A 17,135-nucleotide genomic window follows, 5' to 3' on the forward strand; every position below is an offset into this window, starting at 1 on the left:
CAGGAGGGCGAGGTGAACGATAGATTACTAGCCCTCTACATCCCCGCCTGGCCAGCCCAAGTTGCCAAGCTCCCTCTAGATGAAGCAGTGGCGCTGTGCAGCGGCGGGCGGGTGCAGGCGGTTACTGCCCCGGCGAGAGCCGCCGGAATCAGGGAGCAGATGCGGCTAAAGCAAGCGCGCGTCCTCTGCCCCTCCCTGAAAGAAAAACCCTATTCACCGGCAGAGGCAGAACTGGCATTCCAACCGGTTATCGAGGCCGCGGTCCAGCAGCTTTATTCCCCCAAGTGTTGGTTTCCCGGGCTGATAACCGCCACTTTAAGTCGCAGTCAGCGCCGCGTAGAATCCGCCCTGGCCGCAGAATTAACCGAAGACTTAGCACAGATAGGATACGCAGTGCAGATCGGGATTGCTAGCGGCACTTTAGCGGCGTGCCTAGCTGCCCGCGAGCAGCTACTGATTGCCGACCCTGGGGTAATGCCTTTCCTTGGCGCGCAACCCCTAAGTAGCCTGGGCTTTTTCTTACGTCCGGGGATAAAAATAAGCGGATTTGATTTCTCTGACCAGTACCTAACAAAAATGACGGACAGCCTAACCCATCTGGGAATCACCAGCCTGGGGCAACTTACCGCCTTGGGACGTCCGGCGCTGATTCGCCGGTTCGGCACCCTGGGGGCGCTTAGTTACGACTTAGCTAGCGGGGAAAATCTAGAGGACGCGGCCAGAGTAAAAACCGCGCCCGCCTCACCCGGTCTCTACCAATTCTTCACCCCGCCTGCCAGCTCCCTCACCCAGCTGTTACTGCCAGCCCGGGCGTTAGTAGTGGAAATGTTTGCCCACTTGCGCGCAAACGGACTGGTGTGCACCCAGGTGCAGTTTACTTGTCGCTGCGAAAATGGAAAAGTACTTAGTCGCAGCTGGAACCTGGGGGTAACCGTTAGCAGCAAAGATCTAGTAGAACGAATAAAACACCAGTTAGATACGGTTACGGTCGGAGGTAGCAGCAGCGAAGCTCTGGGGGTAGTTAGCCAGATAGAACTCCACCCCTTACGGGTGGTGGATGCCCGCCAGGCAATGACCCCGCTTTGGGGACGAAACGCCGATCCTCCCCAAGAACTAGATCAGGCAGCCCGCAATGCCAGCTCTTTATTAGGTAAAAACGGGGTACGGGTACCTCATTTAACCAGCGGATATGACCCGCGGTCAGTGATTGAACTAAAAACTTGGCAAGAGCGAGGTGCTCAAAGGCGGCCGCGCCCTAGAGTCGGGGCGCTTAGTGGGGTAGCGCCGGAAATAGTGTTCATGCACCCCAAACCGGTCGGAATTATCGATAGTCGTGGACGGAAAATCCTGCCCGGACGTGACGGACAGTTAAAATCCCCGGTCAAATGGGTGCAGGTGGCTGGACGGAAAATCGAGGTGCAAAAAACCGAAGGTCCCTGGCCTATAAATGGACAGTGGTGGCGCCAGGATGCTCCCAGTCGGCTAGGACCGCGAATCTTTCTGCGGGTTTACGGCGAAGAAGAATCCTTACTGCTGGTGTACCGCAAATCCTCCTGGTGGCTAGACGCCTGGGAGGGGCAAAAATGAGCGGCTATATCGAGTTGCACGCCCATTCTGCCTATTCCTTTGCAGTGGGGGCGTGTTCGCCGCGCGAAATGGTGCGCGGGGCGAAAAAGCTGGGGCTATCTGGTCTAGCGCTGCTAGATTATGACGGAGTTTACGGTTTGATGGAGGCGCGCGCCGCTGCCCGCCAAGCCGAACTGCCCTTCCTGCCGGGGTGCGAATTTACTTTAGAGGACGAAACCCATCTGCCAATTATTTGCCGCTCTAGCCAGGGATATTCCGCTTTAACCGGGGCAATCAGTAGCCATCACCTAGCTGCCGGCAGACGCGAAGCAGACCGGCAAAACCTAGCCAAACTAGCCCAGTGGGCAAAAGGGCAGTGGCTAGTATTAACCGGCACCCGCGCCGGGCCGCTGCGGAGCGTGCTTTACCGCTTTGGAATCGCGGCGGCTACCCGCTTCCTCGAGCAACTAAAAGAACTGTTCGGGGCAGAAAACATAGCGGTAGAGGCCGCCTTAGCTGGTTTCGATGGGGAAGAGCGCCTAGCGGCGCAACTAGCTTACTTGGCGCGCAAAACCAAGTTGCCCCTGGTAGCCACCAGCGCTGCCCGCTGTGCTAACCCTGCCAGTCAACGCCTAGCAGATGTTATGACCGCTACCCGACTGGCGCGTCCTCTCGATAAAATCCAAGACGACTTGCCGGCTTGCCATGCCATGTTGCGTAGCGAAGCTGAGATGCTTCGGATTCATCGGCAATTTCCGGGCGCAGTCGATAACGCTGCCCAGATAGGTAAAGACCTGATTTTTGATTTTTCTACTCCCGCGCCGCATCTGCCTTTTAGCCCGGGTGCCGCCCGGTTATAGCGCCGACTCCTACCTGGAGCAGCTTTCCTGGCAGGGAGCGCGTAGCCGCTACGGGGATCCGGTGCCAGGAAAAGCCGCAGAGACAATTCAGCAAGAATTGAAAGTGATTTTCCAAAAAGGATTCTCCGGATATTTCCTGATCGTAAAAGAGATAGTGGATTATTGTTTTTCCTCCGGTATCTATGTGCAAGGACGCGGCTCCGCCGCCAACTCCGCAGTCTGTTACTGCCTGGGAATCACCGCGGTAGATGCGGTACGCCACCAAATGCTATTCGACCGCTTCCTAACCCCAGACCGTAAAGATCTACCCGATATTGACCTGGATATTGAATCTAACCAACGCGAAAAAGTACTTCAGCACGTCTACGCCAAATATGGACGGGAAAATGCTGCGCAAGTGGCTAATGTGATTACTTATCGCCCGCGAGCCGCCCTAAAAGACGCCGCCCGCGTCCTCGGATATGACGCGAGAACTGCCGCCAAATGGGCACGACTAGACCGCAACTCCTTACCGGAAAACGTACAAAAAATAGCGGGGCAGCTACAAAAACTTCCGCGCCACCTGGGGATCCACTGTGGTGGAATGGTGCTTTCCGATAAACCACTCACCGAAGTAGCCGCGATTAACTGGGCAAATATGCCAGGGCGAACCGTGGTGCAATGGGATAAAGACAGCTGCGCCGAAGCCGGGTTAGTGAAAATCGATTTACTGTCCCTGGGAATGATGGGGGCGCTACGTACCGCGTTTGAAACTTTGCAGGCTCATGGCGAAAAATCGCCCTCCGGAAAGCCCTGACGCCTGCATAACCTACCTCCGGAAGACCCGCGCGTGTACCAGCTATTACAGGCAGCCGACACGGTTGGGGTTTTTCAAGTAGAGTCCCGCGCCCAAATGTCTACCTTGCCGCGGCTAAAACCAAAATGTTTCTATGACCTGGTAGTCGAAGTTGCTTTGATACGCCCCGGCCCTATCCAAGGGCAAGCCGTAAACCCTTATCTGGCACGCCGCTTAAGGCGCGAAAAAGTCACCTACCTGCATCCGCTGCTAAAACCCGCCCTGGAACGCACCTTGGGGGTGCCACTTTTTCAAGAACAGCTAATGCGGATAGCTAAAGATGCCGCCGGGTTTAATGGTTCCCAATCAGATAACCTCCGCCGGGCGATGGGACGCAAAAACCCGGGGGAGCACCTGGCCGATTTGCGCGCCGAATTTTTTCGAGGCATGGAAAAGAACCAGATCCCGCCGCCGGTACAAGAAAAAATCTGGGCACAAATGTCCGGTTTCGCCGAGTTCGGTTTCCCAGAGTCCCACGCTTTTTCCTTCGCCTACCTGGTGTATGCCTCCGCCTGGCTAAAAGCCTATTATCCCGCAGTTTTTTACGCCGCGATCCTTGCAACCAGCCTATGGGATTTTATTCCCCGCAATCATTAATCTCCGATGCTCGCCGCCACGGAATAAAAATCTTACGCCCAGACGTGAACACCTCCCAGAAAGATTCCGTTCCTGGAGAGGGTCTCACCTGTCTAAACCTGGGACTATCAGAGATCTGCGGGATGCGTCCGGCATGGATAGAAAGCATTTTAGATGCCCGCGAAGCTGCTCGCTTTAAAACCCTGGAGGACTTTACTTCCCGTGTACCTTTGCCCACTGCCGCCCTAGAGCTGCTGGCTGGCGCGGGCGCGCTTTCTACCCTGGGAGTCACCCGCCGCGAAGGGCTGTGGCGCGCGCCTCTGCTATCTGCCCCGCAAAAACGCTTTTACCAGCCGGAACTGCCGGGGCTCGCCCTCACCGAGGCAACCCCATCTTTTACGCCCTTAAGTACCGGGGAACAAGTAAAATGGGACAGCTTTGCCTTGGGAATTAGCCTGTGGGGATACCCCACGAAACTGCTCAGGCCAGAACTTAAGCGGCGCGGAATCCTCCCAGCCGCTCAGTTGCGCCCGCATTTAGCCGGCAAGCGTATCCGGTGCGCCGGGATAGTTACTCACCGCCAGCGCCCCCACACTGCCAAAGGAGTAGTGTTTTTATCTTTAGAGGACGAAACCGGGATAGTAAACGTGATCTGCCAAGTTGGTTGCTGGCAGCGTTACCGCCGCCTCGCCCTCAGTCAAAATGCCCTAATCGTGCGGGGAGTGTTGCAAGGCAAAGACGGAGCCTTAGCCCTGCTAGCCGATAAAATCGAGCCGTTAAATTTGCCAGTCCCCACCAAATCCCGAGATTTTCGTTAGCGGCGGCTGACCGGATTTAGCTAAGTGCTCTAACCAGCCAGCCGCGCTAAGCGAAAAGCTTATTTACCAGTACGAGCATGGCGCGAACGCCGCGCCCCATCTAGTTCTTCTAGTACCAGGCGGCGCAGCGCTTTATCGGCATCCGGGTTCTCTGTCATCCAACGCTCCGTCCGCTCTACCAGGTCAAATCCTTCCCGACTTTGGAGAGCTAAGGGGTACAGTCCGCCAACTAGAGATTCAGCCATATGCAAAGTGCGCTGATCCCAAATATCGCCCAGCGCCGCAAAATAAGGCTCGATAATATCGGCACCATCTGCCGGTTGCAGCCAGAGGGAACGCGCAATCCCGGCAGTCAAGGCATCAATCTGCCCATTGGTCAAAGAAGTGTCTTCCAGAACCCGCTGCGCCCACTGCGCCTTGTTCTCCCGACCCGGCAGGGCAGCGCGCGCCAAGAAAGCGTTCTCCCGGCCGGTAATCGTGTCGTCACTTTCTGTCATTTTGCGAATCATGTCTGCGCTGACCTGCCCATTAGCCGCCAAAGCGAAAATCATATCCCAACGCAAATCCGTATCTACACTAACGCCTTCGAAAACTTTACCTTCCTCATACCAACGCTCAATTTCAGGTGCCTCTTTAGCTCCCGCAACCTGCAAGAATGCCCGCACCAATTGGCGTTGGCGATCCGAGGCCGGCTCTGCTTCCTCTGCCAAAGCCAAAAGCGCCGGAGCCAGCAGACGATGAGCACTGGCGGGATCAGCAGCATAGTAGATCAAAGCGCCCTGGATATGCCGTAAAATCCCGTTCAACACCGAAGAATTAGTTTCGTGTCTGAGCGCCCCCAGCGCCATTTCAAGATATTTAGAAGCCGACAAGTCCCCATCACGCACCATATCCCAGGCGGCACACATCACCACTGCTCGGGGCAGAGAATCCTCAAAATCACCAACATGCGCATGAAGTAGATTCCAAGATTCCTTATCGAACCTAATCTTGGCGTACGCCAAATCCTGGTCATTAAGCACATATACGTCATGTTTAGTGCCAACTAGCCCCGGAACCGCAGTTACCTCACCTTTAACATCCACATCGGCGCGACGCGCAAGACATAGTTTCCCGTTAGCATCAAAATCATAAGCACCCACGGTAGTGGCATGAGGACGTAGACTGGTTCCCTCCTGAGGCAGGGACTGTAGGATTTTAAAACTGCTAACTTTACCGTCTTTATCTCGCTCAATGCGAGATTCAAGTTGTGTAATACCGGCTTGAAGTAGCCAGACTTTACTCCAATCCTTAAGGGAGCGTTCGCTGGTTTTTTCTAACTCACCCAAGAAATCGGCAAGGGTCGCATTGGAATACTCGTGCTGGGCAAAATAGTTGTGGAGGGCGACCAAAAAGTTCTGTTCACCAACATAAGCAACCAATTGGCGCAGCACGCAAGCGCCTTTGGAATAGGTGATGCCATCGAAATTGACTTCCACATCCGCCAAATCGGTTATAGGAGCCACAATCGGGTGGGTAGTGGGCAGCTGATCGCAATTAACCCCCCAGACTTTGCGCATCGTAAACCCGGTCCAAGCGTCACTAAAAGAAGTCCCTTCTGCCATGCACCAGTACGACATGAACTCGGCAAATGATTCGTTTAGCCACAGGTCATCCCACCATTTCATAGTGACTAAATCCCCGAACCACATATGAGCCAGCTCGTGCAAAATCGTATTGGTAAGCTGCTCTAGCTGCGCCCCAGAAGGTTTAGTGCGGAAAATGTATTCATCTCTAAAAGTAATGCAGCCAGCATTTTCCATTGCCCCCGCGTTATATTCGGGAACAAAAATCTGGTCATATTTACTGAAAGGATAGGGGCGAGCAAAGCGGGATTCGTAAAAACGGAACCCCGCAATGGTTTGCTCGAATACAAAATCCGCGTCCAGATATTTAGCTAGCGATTGCCGGCAGTAAACCCCCAAGGGAATAGTGCGCCCATCAATACTGGTAAGTACCGATTTCACGCTATGGTAAGGACCGGCAACCAGGGCGGTAATGTAGCTAGACAGTAGGGGGGTGGGGGCGAAGCGGAAGAGATTTTTCTTCTCCTCTCCTGCCCGCTCTACTTTTAACGACTCCGGTTCGGGAGTGTCCATATTGGAAAGCACCGTCCAGCTTGCCGGTACGCTCACATTGAACTGGTAGGTAGCTTTCAGGTCGGGTTGTTCAAAACAGGCGAATACCCGGCGGGCATCGGGTACCTCGAACTGGGTATAAACATAGGTGAGGCCATCGGCCGGATCGGTAAAGCGGTGCGCGCCCTCGCCAGTATGCATATAAGCGCAGTCAGCCACCACTTCTAGATGGTTTTCCGCCTTCAGGTCGCTAAGCTCAATCCGGCTGTCGCGATAACAATCAGTCCCCAAATCTTGTCCATTTAGCTGGATGGAGCGCACTTTAGGGGCAATTAAATCCACGAAAGTGCTTGCGCCCGCTTCAGCTTCAAAATCAATCACGGTGCGGGAGGGAAAAGTTTCCCCATTTTCCGATAGCTCTACCTGGACGGTGTAAGCCACTTTCCCGATAACGTTCTGGCGTGTTTGTGCCTCAATTTTTGTCAGGTTCTTCCCCGGCATTTCCTCTCCTGTTTTTGAAACTATTGTATGGCTTGATTTTACGGGTTGATTGTATGAGTGGCTATTCCCAAATTCTTACCCGCTCGCCTGGCTCCATCCAGAGTTTATCGGTGGGCGTGGTCTGGAAAGTCTCGTGGAAAGCATCCAAGTTACGTACCACCCCGTTACAGCGGAATTCGGCAGGTGAATGTGGATCAATCACCAGGCGTTGGCGGGCAGCTTCCGGGCGGATAGCGGTGCGCCAAACCAGCGCCCACGAGAAGAAAAACTCTGGGGCTAGATTACCCTCGTCCGGATGGGCATTCTTCCAAGCCTGAAAAGCTATCGCTAGTCCTCCCAAATCACCGATATTTTCCCCAATGGTTAAAGCCCCATTTACGTGTACGTCCTCTCCAATAAGTTCCGTGGGGGTGTAACGGTCATATTGAGCAATGAGGGCGCTGGTCCGTTTGGTAAATTCCTCCCGGTCAGCTTCGGTCCACCATTCATTAAGTTTCCCGTCCCCGTCATAGTGAGAGCCTTGATCATCAAAACCGTGACCGATTTCGTGACCAATTACCGCGCCAATACCTCCAAAATTGGTAGCCCACGAAGCCTCCGGGTCAAAAAATGGAGGCTGCAATATCGCGGCAGGGAAAACGATTTCATTAGTGAGCGGCGAATAATAGGCGTTTACCGTCTGCGGGCTCATATGCCATTCTTCTCTATCAACCGGTTGCATTATTCGCCCGAGCTGAAAATCGGTTTCAAAAGCGCTAGCGGCGCGAATCATATCGACCAAAGTATCGCCGTCATTGAAGCTAAGACCACTATCGTCTCGCCAAACGGTGGGGTATCCGATTTTCGCAGTAAACTTTTCAAGTTTTTCAAGGGCGCGCTCGCGGGTTTCTTGCCCCATCCAGTCCAGTTTTTGAATCGCGCTGGCGTAGGCTTTTAGCAGTTCATCTACCAGTTTTTCCATTGTGGCGCGGTGTTCGGGCGGGAAATGATAGGTCACCCAGGCGCGCCCTAATGCTTGGTCGAGGACGCTCTCAACCGTACCAACAGCGCGTTTCCACAGCTCCGGGCGCTCAGGAGTGCCAGAAAGAATAGTTCCGTAGAATGAAAAACGCAGTTCTTGCAAGGTCTCAGTTAGATAGGGCGCAAAGGCGAGCACAATCTTCATTTCCAGGTAGTGCTTTAGGGTTGTTAAATCAGTTTTGGCCCATAAGCTCGAAAATCCTTCCTGGTAGGAAGGCATATAAAGATTAATTGGGGAGGCTTTATTTTCGAGTTTAAGACCAAGCCCCTGCGCCCAAGCAGCGTAAGCGAACCCGCTATTTTTATCGCTAAATTCCTCGAAAGTAGTGGGGTTATTGGTAGCTTGCGCGTCCCGGCTACGCACACTGTCCCAATGATGAGCCGCTAGCTTAGTCTCAAAATCGAACACTTCCTGCGCAAAGTCGGTTTCTTCCCCGCTTTGGCAAACTTTGCTTTCTAAGGCCATTTTAGCCAAAAATTCCCGGTATTTTTCCCGAATTTCCTGGTGTTCATCCTGATGGTAATAGGATTCATCGGGTAAGCCGAGGCCGCCCTGGTAAAACTGTGCAATATAGCGAGAGGGATTCTCGGCATCTACGCTGACCAAGAAAGCCACCGGGGAGTCAATTCCCTCTCGTTCCAACTCACCTAAGATTTTGGCTAGTTCATCGTGACTGTCAGCTGCTAAGAGTTTTGATAATAGGGGGGCGATGGGCTCTGTCCCTTGGGCGTTAAGGGAATCTAAATCCTGGTAGGCAGCAAACAGTTTCCCGATACGCGCACTATCAAAGTCCCAGCGTTCCTGACTGATTTCGCTGTTCTCCAGGCGAGCTAGCGTTCCTAAAGCAGCTTGTTCACATAGTTTGCGACACTTAAGCAGCGAATCTTCAACCAGGTTGCGAAAGGCACCATCTACTGCGCGGTCAGGTGGAATTTCGTAAGTGTCTAGCCATTTTCCATTTATATAGCGGTATAGGTCGTCTTGCACGAGAGGGGTTTTCCCCAGGGTAGTTTCACTCATGTTTTAAGCCTAAATAATTCAAGCGGTTTGGCAAACGGAAGCTGACAGGAAAGAATCATAATATGCCAGAGGGACATTCTATTCACCGTTTAGCCATCGCATTTACCGAGCTATCGAAACTCGGTATCGTGCGCGCATCTTCCCCGCAAGGACGCTTTTCTGAGGGTGCAGCTGCCCTCGATAACGCAATAATTACTCGCCCCTGGGCGTGGGGTAAACACCTGTTCCTAGATTTTGAGGTTCCGCAGCCAGCGACTTTACATGTCCATCTGGGGTTATATGGTTCTTGGAAGTTTCAGGCAGGGCAGGGGATAACCCTACCTGGCCATATCGGAGCGCCCCGGATGCCCGGCGAACACCCCGGCGATACCTATTCGGAAGTTAAAGGAGATTTTAAGCCTTTACCTCCCGGCGAAAATGTGCGGCTGCGGCTAGAGTTTTCGCGAGCGGTAGCCGATTTGTCTGGTCCTAACCAGTGCGAACTGCTAGATAAAGAGCGGGTAGATAAAATTTTAGCCCGCCTCGGCCCTGATCCGCTGGTGGATTCTTGCACAGATGAGGATTTTATTGAGCGTGCCCGCAAAACTGCTCGCCGGATAGGCGAAGTAGTAATGGATCAATCCTTTATTGCGGGCCCGGGCAATATTTACCGCGCCGAATGCCTGTTTCGTTGCCGGATTAACCCGAACCGGCAGGCGGCTAAAGTCTCGGTCAAACGATTGCAAGCTCTATGGGAAGACCTGCGTTCCCAAATGCGTAGGGGGTTAAAAGAGGGATTAATTTGTACTACTGATGATCCCTCTCAAGGGCGTTTTTGGGTTTACCAGCGTTCGAGGCAGCCCTGTCGGCGTTGCGGAACAACAATTCGCGAACAGGTTCTAGCAGGTAGACGCAGCTATTGGTGCCCGAAGTGCCAAAAGTAGGCAAGGTTTCTTCTTCTGGTAAATCGTCCTCGAATGCGGTTGCCTGCAAATGGGTTTAGCTATACGAAAATAGCCTAATCTGTGCGCAAAAACGCAGGGCACTCCCTATCTGTAGGCACGCCCTATTCAAAAACCACGGTGCGGTTACCGTTTAGCAGGATTCGCCGCTGGGAATACCAAGTCACTGCCTGAGCCAACACCCTACGCTCTACATCCTGCCCCTTTTGCACCATGGAAGCAGTAGAGTCCCGGTGCGAAACCGGAATCACCTCTTGGGCAATAATCGGGCCTTCGTCTAAATCGGGGGTTACGAAATGAGCAGTTGCCCCAATCAGTTTCACTCCCCGCTGATGCGCCTGGTGATAGGGACGTGCTCCCTTGAAAGAAGGCAAGAAAGAGTGGTGGATATTGATTACTTGGCCGTGCAGGCGCTCGCAAACCTTATCGGAAAGAATCTGCATATAGCGAGCCAGCACCACCAGTTCCACATTTTCCGCATCGATGAGGGCGAGCAGTTCTTCCTCTGCCTTTGCTTTAGTGTCTTTTGTCACCGGGATACACAGGAAGGGCGCATCATAGAACTGGGCGAGAGGCGCCAAATCCGGGTGGTTACCGATTACTGCCACCACTTCGAGCGGTAGATTCAGATTGCGGCGGCGATATAGCAGGTCGGACAGGCAATGCCCCTCTTTAGAAACCATAATGATGGTGCGAACCTTCTTGCCGACCTCATTGACGGACCAACGCATCGAGTACTGCTGCGCCAAGGGGGTAAAAGCCTCCCTAACTTCCTGGACGCTACACCGGGTGTGGATTTCTACCCGCATAAAGAAACTTTCGGTTTCGGGATCATCGAACTGTTGAGAATCGACAATGTTGCCCTCTACCTCGACAATCACTTTCGTTACGTCATGGACAATTCCAGGACGGTCAGGACAGGACAAGGTTAAGACCAGATGCGATACGGGTTCGTTCATGGCGCAAACTATATCAGCGACTGGGTGCTTCCTGCTTTTTGACACCAAAATTTTCGTTATCAAGATGTGATAAAGCGGTGACGTGAATGAAACTTTGCGCTAACATTGAAAGGTCTAAGTGGCAATCTGACCACCCGAACGATTCCAACAGGAGAACTCCATGAGCGAAAACAACTTGGCAGATCCCATAACCACCGCCGTTATCGGCGCCATCAGGGATGATGACCTGCCAGGTAACAGTTCTCTGTCGGAAGATGCCCGTAAAACAATTGCGGAGCTTCCTGAGGGGTCGTCCCTGCTGGTAGTAGTACGCGGGCCGAACCTAGGTGCGCGTTTCCTGCTTAACTCCGAGAAAATCTCGGTAGGACGCAAACCCAAGTGCGATATTTTCCTAGATGACGTGACCGTTTCGCGGAAACACGCCAACTTTGTGCGCGAAGGTAACGGTTATGCGGTACGGGATGCTGGTTCTTTGAACGGTACCTACGTAAACCGGGAGCGGGTTGAATCTGCTCAGCTAACGACCGGCGATAGTGTACAGATAGGCAAGTACCGGATGGTTTACTATGCTTCACGGAGGGACTCCTAAAGTTGCAGTCCCCAGCGTCCCAGCGTCGCTTAGAGCCAGAGCCTACCACCGGTATTTGGCCGGTCGGCGTATCCACTAAACCGGTGTTTTCTATCGGTAAAGTGGTTGAGCAGGTAAAGGGCGAGTTTCCTACCGTTTCGGTATCGAAACTGCGGTTCTTAGAAGATCAGGGAATAGTTTCCCCAGCCCGAACCGCCAGCGGTTACCGAAAGTATTCTGCTGCCGATATCGAGAGAGTTCGCTACTGTCTGTCTCGTCAGCGTGATTCTTTCTTGCCGCTGCGTCTGATTCGGGAACAGCTTGCACAACTGGATGCGGGGCGAACCTTAAATGAGGTGGAACCAGAACAAAAGGTTGCGCGCCTGATTGCTTCCGAGGGTAAATTTGTTGCTGCTACCAGCATGGATGGAACTCTTTCCGCCCGAGAACTTCTGGATTTAACCGGGATTTCTACTGCTGAGCTTGATAGTTTCGTACAGGCTGGTTTAGTAGCCCCCGATCTTTCGGGGCGTTTTTCTGCTCGCAGCCACCAGATTGTCAAACTTGCGAGTCTTTTAGTTGATGAGGGGATTCCTCCGCGCCAGTTGCGATTTTTGAAAACTACGGCTCTGCGTTTGCTTGACCTAGTAGAGAGGGCGTCTAGCCCGGTGGGTTATCGTGGGGGTACAGTGGCTAAGGCGCGACATTTAGCACAGACCCAAGAACTTTCTGAAGTAGCAGCTCAACTATTCTTGCAGATGGTACGGCTTTCGGCAGAAAAACTTAACTAAACCTCAAGTAAAGCTTGAGACTTTCCGAAAAAGGTTCTTGACCGGTCAGGGGAAAGAAAATACCGTTAGTTACAGTAGTTAATCAATCGTCAGGGAGTTCCCCCATGGATAGGCATCCGCGCCCGCAGCGTTCACAAGGAATGCTATTTGGAGATACCTTAGCAGATCTCGATACCGAGACCGGATACCGCGGGCCAATTGCCTGTAAAGCAGCGGGCATCACCTACCGGCAGCTTGACTACTGGGCACGAACCGGCTTGGTGGAACCCACAATTCGCTCTGCAAAAGGCTCAGGCTCTCATCGCCTCTATTCTTTCCGCGATATTTTGGTGCTAAAAATCGTTAAACGGCTGCTAGATACCGGGGTATCTTTGCAGCAAATCCGGATAGCGGTGGATGCGCTTTCTAAACGAGGGGTGGAATCCCTCTCGGCAATTACCCTAATGTCTGATGGGGCTTCCGTTTACGAATGCACTTCCACTGACGAGGTAATTGACCTGGTACAAGGGGGACAAGGGGTATTTGGAATCGCGGTAGGTCGTGTCTGGCGGGAAATCGAAGGGACTTTAGCAGCCTTACCGGTAGAATCCATTAAGGATGAACTGATAGTTCCGGATGAACTCGCTGCTGCGCGGGCGCGGCGAAACGCCGGATAGTAAATCTACTACTCCTAGGAGCCATCTAAAGCTAATAAAGTAGATGGATTTATTAGCTAAGGGGTTAGGCAAGTATATTTAAGGAAGTTTCGCTGTCTTAGGCGCTATTAGATATTTGCAGCTAGACCAGCATCCTAGATAAAGGAGTAGTACGCTATGCCGATTTTTACCTCTAAAGAGTCTCTAAGTACCTTTGAAAAGGTAAATGAAACTATCTCTGCCGTTTTGGACACCATCTACGCAAACTCACTGGTATGGCTACTGATGGTCACCTTGCTGGGAGTGGGAATCTGGCTCACTATTTGCACTAGGGGTATGCAGCTGAGCATGTTTTCTCAGATGCTGAAAGTTGTTACTCGCTCTCGATCCGGTAGCGAGGGCGGGGTTTCCTCTTTCCAAGCGTTTGCGATTGGGCTAGCTGACCGGGTAGGTACCGGTTCTATTACCGGGGTAGCTCTCGCGGTGGTGGCGGGCGGTCCCGGCTCTGTTTTCTGGATGTGGGTGGTCGCGCTAGTCGGAATGGCTACTGCCTTTATAGAGGCGACTTTGGCGCAGATGTTTAAGGTATGCAATGGTGACGGCACTTTTAGGGGAGGACCGGCATTCTATATTCAGCGCGGTCTCGGCTCTCGTGCCTGGGGGATTGTATTCGCGGTACTGCTTATTTTTGCTTATGGTTTCAGTTTCGAAATGATTCAAGCGAATTCTATTTCTCAGCTTGCCAGCTCTGATTATCTAGGTTTTCCGGTTTGGGCAACTGCGTTAATTCTGGTGCTTTTAACTTTGCCCCTAGTGGTCGGTGGGGTACGGAAAATCGCTAAACTATCCGAATATCTCGCTCCTGCTATGGCGCTGCTATATGTAGGTATGGGAATTTTAGTTATTATCCTGAACTACGAGCGGATTCCCTTTGTCTTCCGAGAGATTTTCTTAGGAGCCTTTGGGCAAAGCAATACTTATCTTCCCCCGGCAGTAGCCGGAGCTGGGGGAGCGTTTATTGCCGCGATTACCACCGGAACTAAGCGGGGGTTATTCACTAATGAAGCCGGCATGGGTTCAGCTCCTAACGCCGCCGCGATTGCTACGGTGCGCCACCCCGCCACCCAAGGCATGATTCAAGCGCTGGGGGTATTCGTAGACACGATGTTGGTATGTACCTCTACTGCGTTCATTATTTTAATGTCGGCACCGTTTTGGGATAGACAAAGCCAGGATGATGGGGCAGTGCTGACGATGGAATCGATTATTACTTCTCTAGGCTCTAATAACACCACCCAAAACGTGGTGTTTGTGTTTGTAATGTTGATGATGGTTTGCTTTGGCTATTCCACCATTTTAGGTAACTATACCTACGCGGAAACCAACTATAAATTCATTGTTGGTGTGGAGCGTTCAGCTTTACCATTGAAACTGTTGGTGATTGCCTCTACCGCAATCGGAGCAGTCTTGCCCTTGAAATCGGTGTGGTCTATTGCCGATTGGGCGACTGCGCTAATGGCGGTGGTAAATCTGGTAGCCCTGCTATTCCTAGGTAAATGGGCAGTAGGAGCTTTGCGGGATTACCGTGCCCAAATGAAGAATCCAGATATTCCCGATCCGATATTTTGCTCAAAAGACAATACTTATCTGCCGGGGGAGCTTCCCACTGAGGTGTGGACCACTCCTGGCGGTTATGATGCGAAATGGGATAAATCGCCAAAATCTTAGTGTTTAGCTAGCTCACCACCCTCGAATAGGGAAATAAAAAGGCAAGCAAAAAGAACAGTATTTACGCGATACGAAACCAAAACTTCCGGTAAATGTAAATGTTAAATCCTGGGGAAGCACTAGGCGCTTCCCCAGGATTTAACACCGGTTAATCAAGTTGCTCGAACTTACGGCTCCAGGCCGATCGAATCGGGTTCGCATCCGCCATCATAATCTCGAAACGATCATTGGCGATTTCCACCACCTGCCCTAAAGCAACCACCCGCTCTAAGCGCGGAGAGTTCTCTAGGCGGCGCAGCCCGTCCTTAATAATTTCCTCTACCGAGCCCATCCGAGAAAGTAACGCCACCAAAGGTAGATTGAATTTCTCGTGGTAGGAAGTCTCTAAAGTTTGCAACTGGCTGCGCTGGTGCTCAGAGAGCTCTCCCAGCGCTAGCGAGCCTACATCTTGAGAAATCTTCTTGGCATCATGATCGCTGACCGTAAGCATCATGGTGACATCGGGATAAGCTGAAATTAGCTGGTTTTGTAGCTCTTTGTCGGCTAGCAGCACCGCGTCTTGCAAGGCTTCTTTGAGCTCGCCCGTATCCCTAAAAGGACGCATTTGTGCTGCTGAAAGCAGCGGCCAGGTAACCCCATTAAACAGACCCGAGAAGGTCTTAACAAAATCTTGGTCGCTCATGGCATTAACTTCCTGTAGCGAACGCCGTTTACCACTAGCCCCCAGTGCCACGTCCTCGCCCTTAGATTGTGGTCCAACATGGAAGAATAACAAGTTCAAAACAATCGCGGTGATTGAACCAACGGTTACCCCCGAGGCAAAGAAAATCTGTGCCCAAGCCGGAAAAGCCCCGGCAATCGCTGGTTTGAAAGACACCAGCATGGCAAGACCGATAGAGGTAGTCAAAATAATCGCGTTGCGGGTATCGGATAGGTCTACCCTTGACAGGGTTTGAATTCCGACCAAAGCCAGGTTGGCAAATAGCGCCAAGGAAGCTCCACCCAGCACCGGAGAGGGGATAGAGGCAACGATTGCTCCCGCCTTCGGGATAATCCCTAGTACAATCATGATTACCCCGGCACATGCTACTACCCAGCGGGAATGAACCTTAGTTAAACGCACTAAACCAATGTTTTGAGCAAAACAGGTGTAGGGGAAGGAATTTAGAATTCCCCCCAAAGTGGTTGAAAGCCCATCGGCGCGCAGAGCAGCCGAAATCTCTTTTTTACCGGTGCGTTTACCGACAATCTCCCCGGTAGCAAACACGTCCCCGGTGGTTTCCACCATGGTGAGCAGCATTACCACAATCATGGAGATACAGGCGGTTAAAGAAAACTTTGGCCAACCAAAATAGAATGGGGTAGTAACTGCTACCCATGAAGAGTTGGAGACTTCGCTGAAAGAGGCATCTCCTAAGGCTACCGCCACCCCGGTACCGATTATCAGACCGGCAAGTACGGCCAGCGTCCCCATAAAACCTTTAAAGAAACGCTGAATTAGGACGATTATCGCTAAAGTACCTAAAGCGTAAGCCAGGTTTCGTAAGGAAACCGGCAGGGGAGGAACCTGCTCGTCGGCGTGTCCGATAACGTCAGCTGCCGATACTCCCAACAAGGTGGTACCCATAGTGGTAAGCACAATCCCGATTACTAAAGGTGGGAAAAATCTAATCAGCCTAGCGAAAATGGGGGCGGCGAAGAAAGTAAATAGACCAGCAACGATTACTGCACCATAGATGGTTGGCAGCACCGCTACGCCGCCGCCTTGATTTACTGCCAGACCGATGGCAATCATGGGGGAGATTGCCATCGTAGTTACCCCTTGAATGATTGGCAGGCGCACACCAATTTTCCAAAAGCCGATTGACTGAATCAAGGTCGCGATGCCGCAAGTAAATAAATCAGCGTTAATCAGATGCACAGTAGTGGTGGGGTCTAATTTTAATCCGCCCGCAACCACCAAGGGAACTACCACTGCACCGGCGTAAAAAGCGAGTACATGCTGCACTGATAACAGCGCGGTTCGCGGCGGCGAGGGCATCTGGTTTACTGGGTGTTTTGCGCTAGTTCTTTGCTTATTTTTTAAGGTGGAATCTGCTTGGGAAGCATTAAGAGGTGGGTTGTGTGGATTGCCAGCTGCCATGGCAGTTTTCTCCTTTAATACCGAGAAATGTTTCTGTCGTTATTCAAACTCTTAAG

The 17,135-nt window shown here is 52.2% G+C and carries 14 protein-coding genes; 10 read left to right on the forward strand and 4 right to left on the reverse strand.

Annotation, left to right across the window (positions count from 1 at the left end):
- The first annotated feature begins 12 nt into the window (after positions 1 to 12).
- The 5 genes from QZT94_RS03220 to QZT94_RS08910 are packed head-to-tail and all read left to right on the forward strand — an operon-like array spanning position 13 to position 4,655.
- On the forward strand, positions 13 to 1,587 hold the full coding sequence (locus tag QZT94_RS03220; protein WP_296773165.1) for a hypothetical protein: 1,575 nt from the start codon (positions 13 to 15) through the stop codon (positions 1,585 to 1,587).
- Complete coding sequence (locus QZT94_RS08895; protein ID WP_363928426.1) at positions 1,584 to 2,426, forward strand: PHP domain-containing protein; 843 nt, start codon at positions 1,584 to 1,586, stop codon at positions 2,424 to 2,426. The genes QZT94_RS03220 and QZT94_RS08895 overlap by 4 nt, the downstream gene beginning before the upstream one ends.
- A complete protein-coding gene (locus tag QZT94_RS08900; protein ID WP_363928427.1) occupies positions 2,368 to 3,222 on the forward strand; it encodes a hypothetical protein in 855 nt (284 codons plus the stop codon). The genes QZT94_RS08895 and QZT94_RS08900 overlap by 59 nt, the downstream gene beginning before the upstream one ends.
- Before the next feature lie 33 nt (positions 3,223 to 3,255).
- The gene (locus QZT94_RS08905) at positions 3,256 to 3,858 is read left to right on the forward strand and encodes a hypothetical protein (protein WP_363928428.1); all 603 of its coding nucleotides are present in this window, start codon (positions 3,256 to 3,258) and stop codon (positions 3,856 to 3,858) included.
- Positions 3,831 to 4,655 carry an OB-fold nucleic acid binding domain-containing protein gene (locus tag QZT94_RS08910; RefSeq protein ID WP_363928429.1) on the forward strand — a complete coding sequence of 275 codons (825 nt, stop codon included), beginning with the start codon at positions 3,831 to 3,833 and terminating at the stop codon, positions 4,653 to 4,655. The genes QZT94_RS08905 and QZT94_RS08910 overlap by 28 nt, the downstream gene beginning before the upstream one ends.
- Positions 4,656 to 4,714: 59 nt before the next feature.
- Here QZT94_RS08910 and pepN read toward each other — a convergent pair whose 3' ends face one another.
- Positions 4,715 to 7,273, reverse strand: a complete 2,559-nt coding sequence (gene pepN, locus QZT94_RS03230; RefSeq protein WP_296762084.1) for an aminopeptidase N — start codon at positions 7,271 to 7,273, stop codon at positions 4,715 to 4,717.
- Positions 7,274 to 7,334: 61 nt separating this feature from the next.
- Positions 7,335 to 9,314 (reverse strand): M13-type metalloendopeptidase, encoded by a 1,980-nt coding sequence (locus tag QZT94_RS03235; RefSeq protein ID WP_296762086.1) that lies wholly within the window; start codon positions 9,312 to 9,314, stop codon positions 7,335 to 7,337.
- A gap of 62 nt (positions 9,315 to 9,376) precedes the next feature.
- Here QZT94_RS03235 and QZT94_RS03240 point away from each other — a divergent pair, with 62 nt between their 5' ends.
- Positions 9,377 to 10,237 (forward strand): zinc finger domain-containing protein, encoded by an 861-nt coding sequence (locus QZT94_RS03240; protein ID WP_296762088.1) that lies wholly within the window; start codon positions 9,377 to 9,379, stop codon positions 10,235 to 10,237.
- A gap of 122 nt (positions 10,238 to 10,359) precedes the next feature.
- On the opposite strand, the gene purU is transcribed toward QZT94_RS03240, so the two are convergent.
- Positions 10,360 to 11,214: a formyltetrahydrofolate deformylase gene (purU, locus tag QZT94_RS03245; protein WP_296762091.1), complete on the reverse strand. Its 855-nt coding sequence runs from the start codon at positions 11,212 to 11,214 to the stop codon at positions 10,360 to 10,362.
- Positions 11,215 to 11,374: 160 nt separating this feature from the next.
- On the opposite strand from purU, the gene QZT94_RS03250 reads away from it, so the two are divergent.
- The 4 genes from QZT94_RS03250 (at position 11,375) to QZT94_RS03265 (ending at position 14,936) form a co-directional block, all read left to right on the forward strand.
- The gene (locus QZT94_RS03250; RefSeq protein WP_072509669.1) at positions 11,375 to 11,803 is read left to right on the forward strand and encodes an FHA domain-containing protein; all 429 of its coding nucleotides are present in this window, start codon (positions 11,375 to 11,377) and stop codon (positions 11,801 to 11,803) included.
- Positions 11,804 to 11,805: 2 nt separating this feature from the next.
- Positions 11,806 to 12,573: a MerR family transcriptional regulator gene (locus QZT94_RS03255; RefSeq protein WP_296762095.1), complete on the forward strand. Its 768-nt coding sequence runs from the start codon at positions 11,806 to 11,808 to the stop codon at positions 12,571 to 12,573.
- A gap of 140 nt (positions 12,574 to 12,713) precedes the next feature.
- Positions 12,714 to 13,229: a MerR family transcriptional regulator gene (locus QZT94_RS03260; RefSeq protein WP_296762102.1), complete on the forward strand. Its 516-nt coding sequence runs from the start codon at positions 12,714 to 12,716 to the stop codon at positions 13,227 to 13,229.
- Between the two features lie 156 nt (positions 13,230 to 13,385).
- Complete coding sequence (locus QZT94_RS03265) at positions 13,386 to 14,936, forward strand: alanine/glycine:cation symporter family protein (protein WP_296762097.1); 1,551 nt, start codon at positions 13,386 to 13,388, stop codon at positions 14,934 to 14,936.
- 148 nt (positions 14,937 to 15,084) lie between these two features.
- On the opposite strand, the gene QZT94_RS03270 is transcribed toward QZT94_RS03265, so the two are convergent.
- The gene (locus QZT94_RS03270) at positions 15,085 to 16,977 is read right to left on the reverse strand and encodes a solute carrier family 23 protein (protein WP_296762104.1); all 1,893 of its coding nucleotides are present in this window, start codon (positions 16,975 to 16,977) and stop codon (positions 15,085 to 15,087) included.
- Between the last annotated feature and the right edge of the window lie 158 nt (positions 16,978 to 17,135).

The organism is Varibaculum sp. (assembly GCF_008661855.1).
Taxonomy (GTDB): Bacteria; Actinomycetota; Actinomycetes; order Actinomycetales; family Actinomycetaceae; genus Varibaculum; species Varibaculum timonense_A.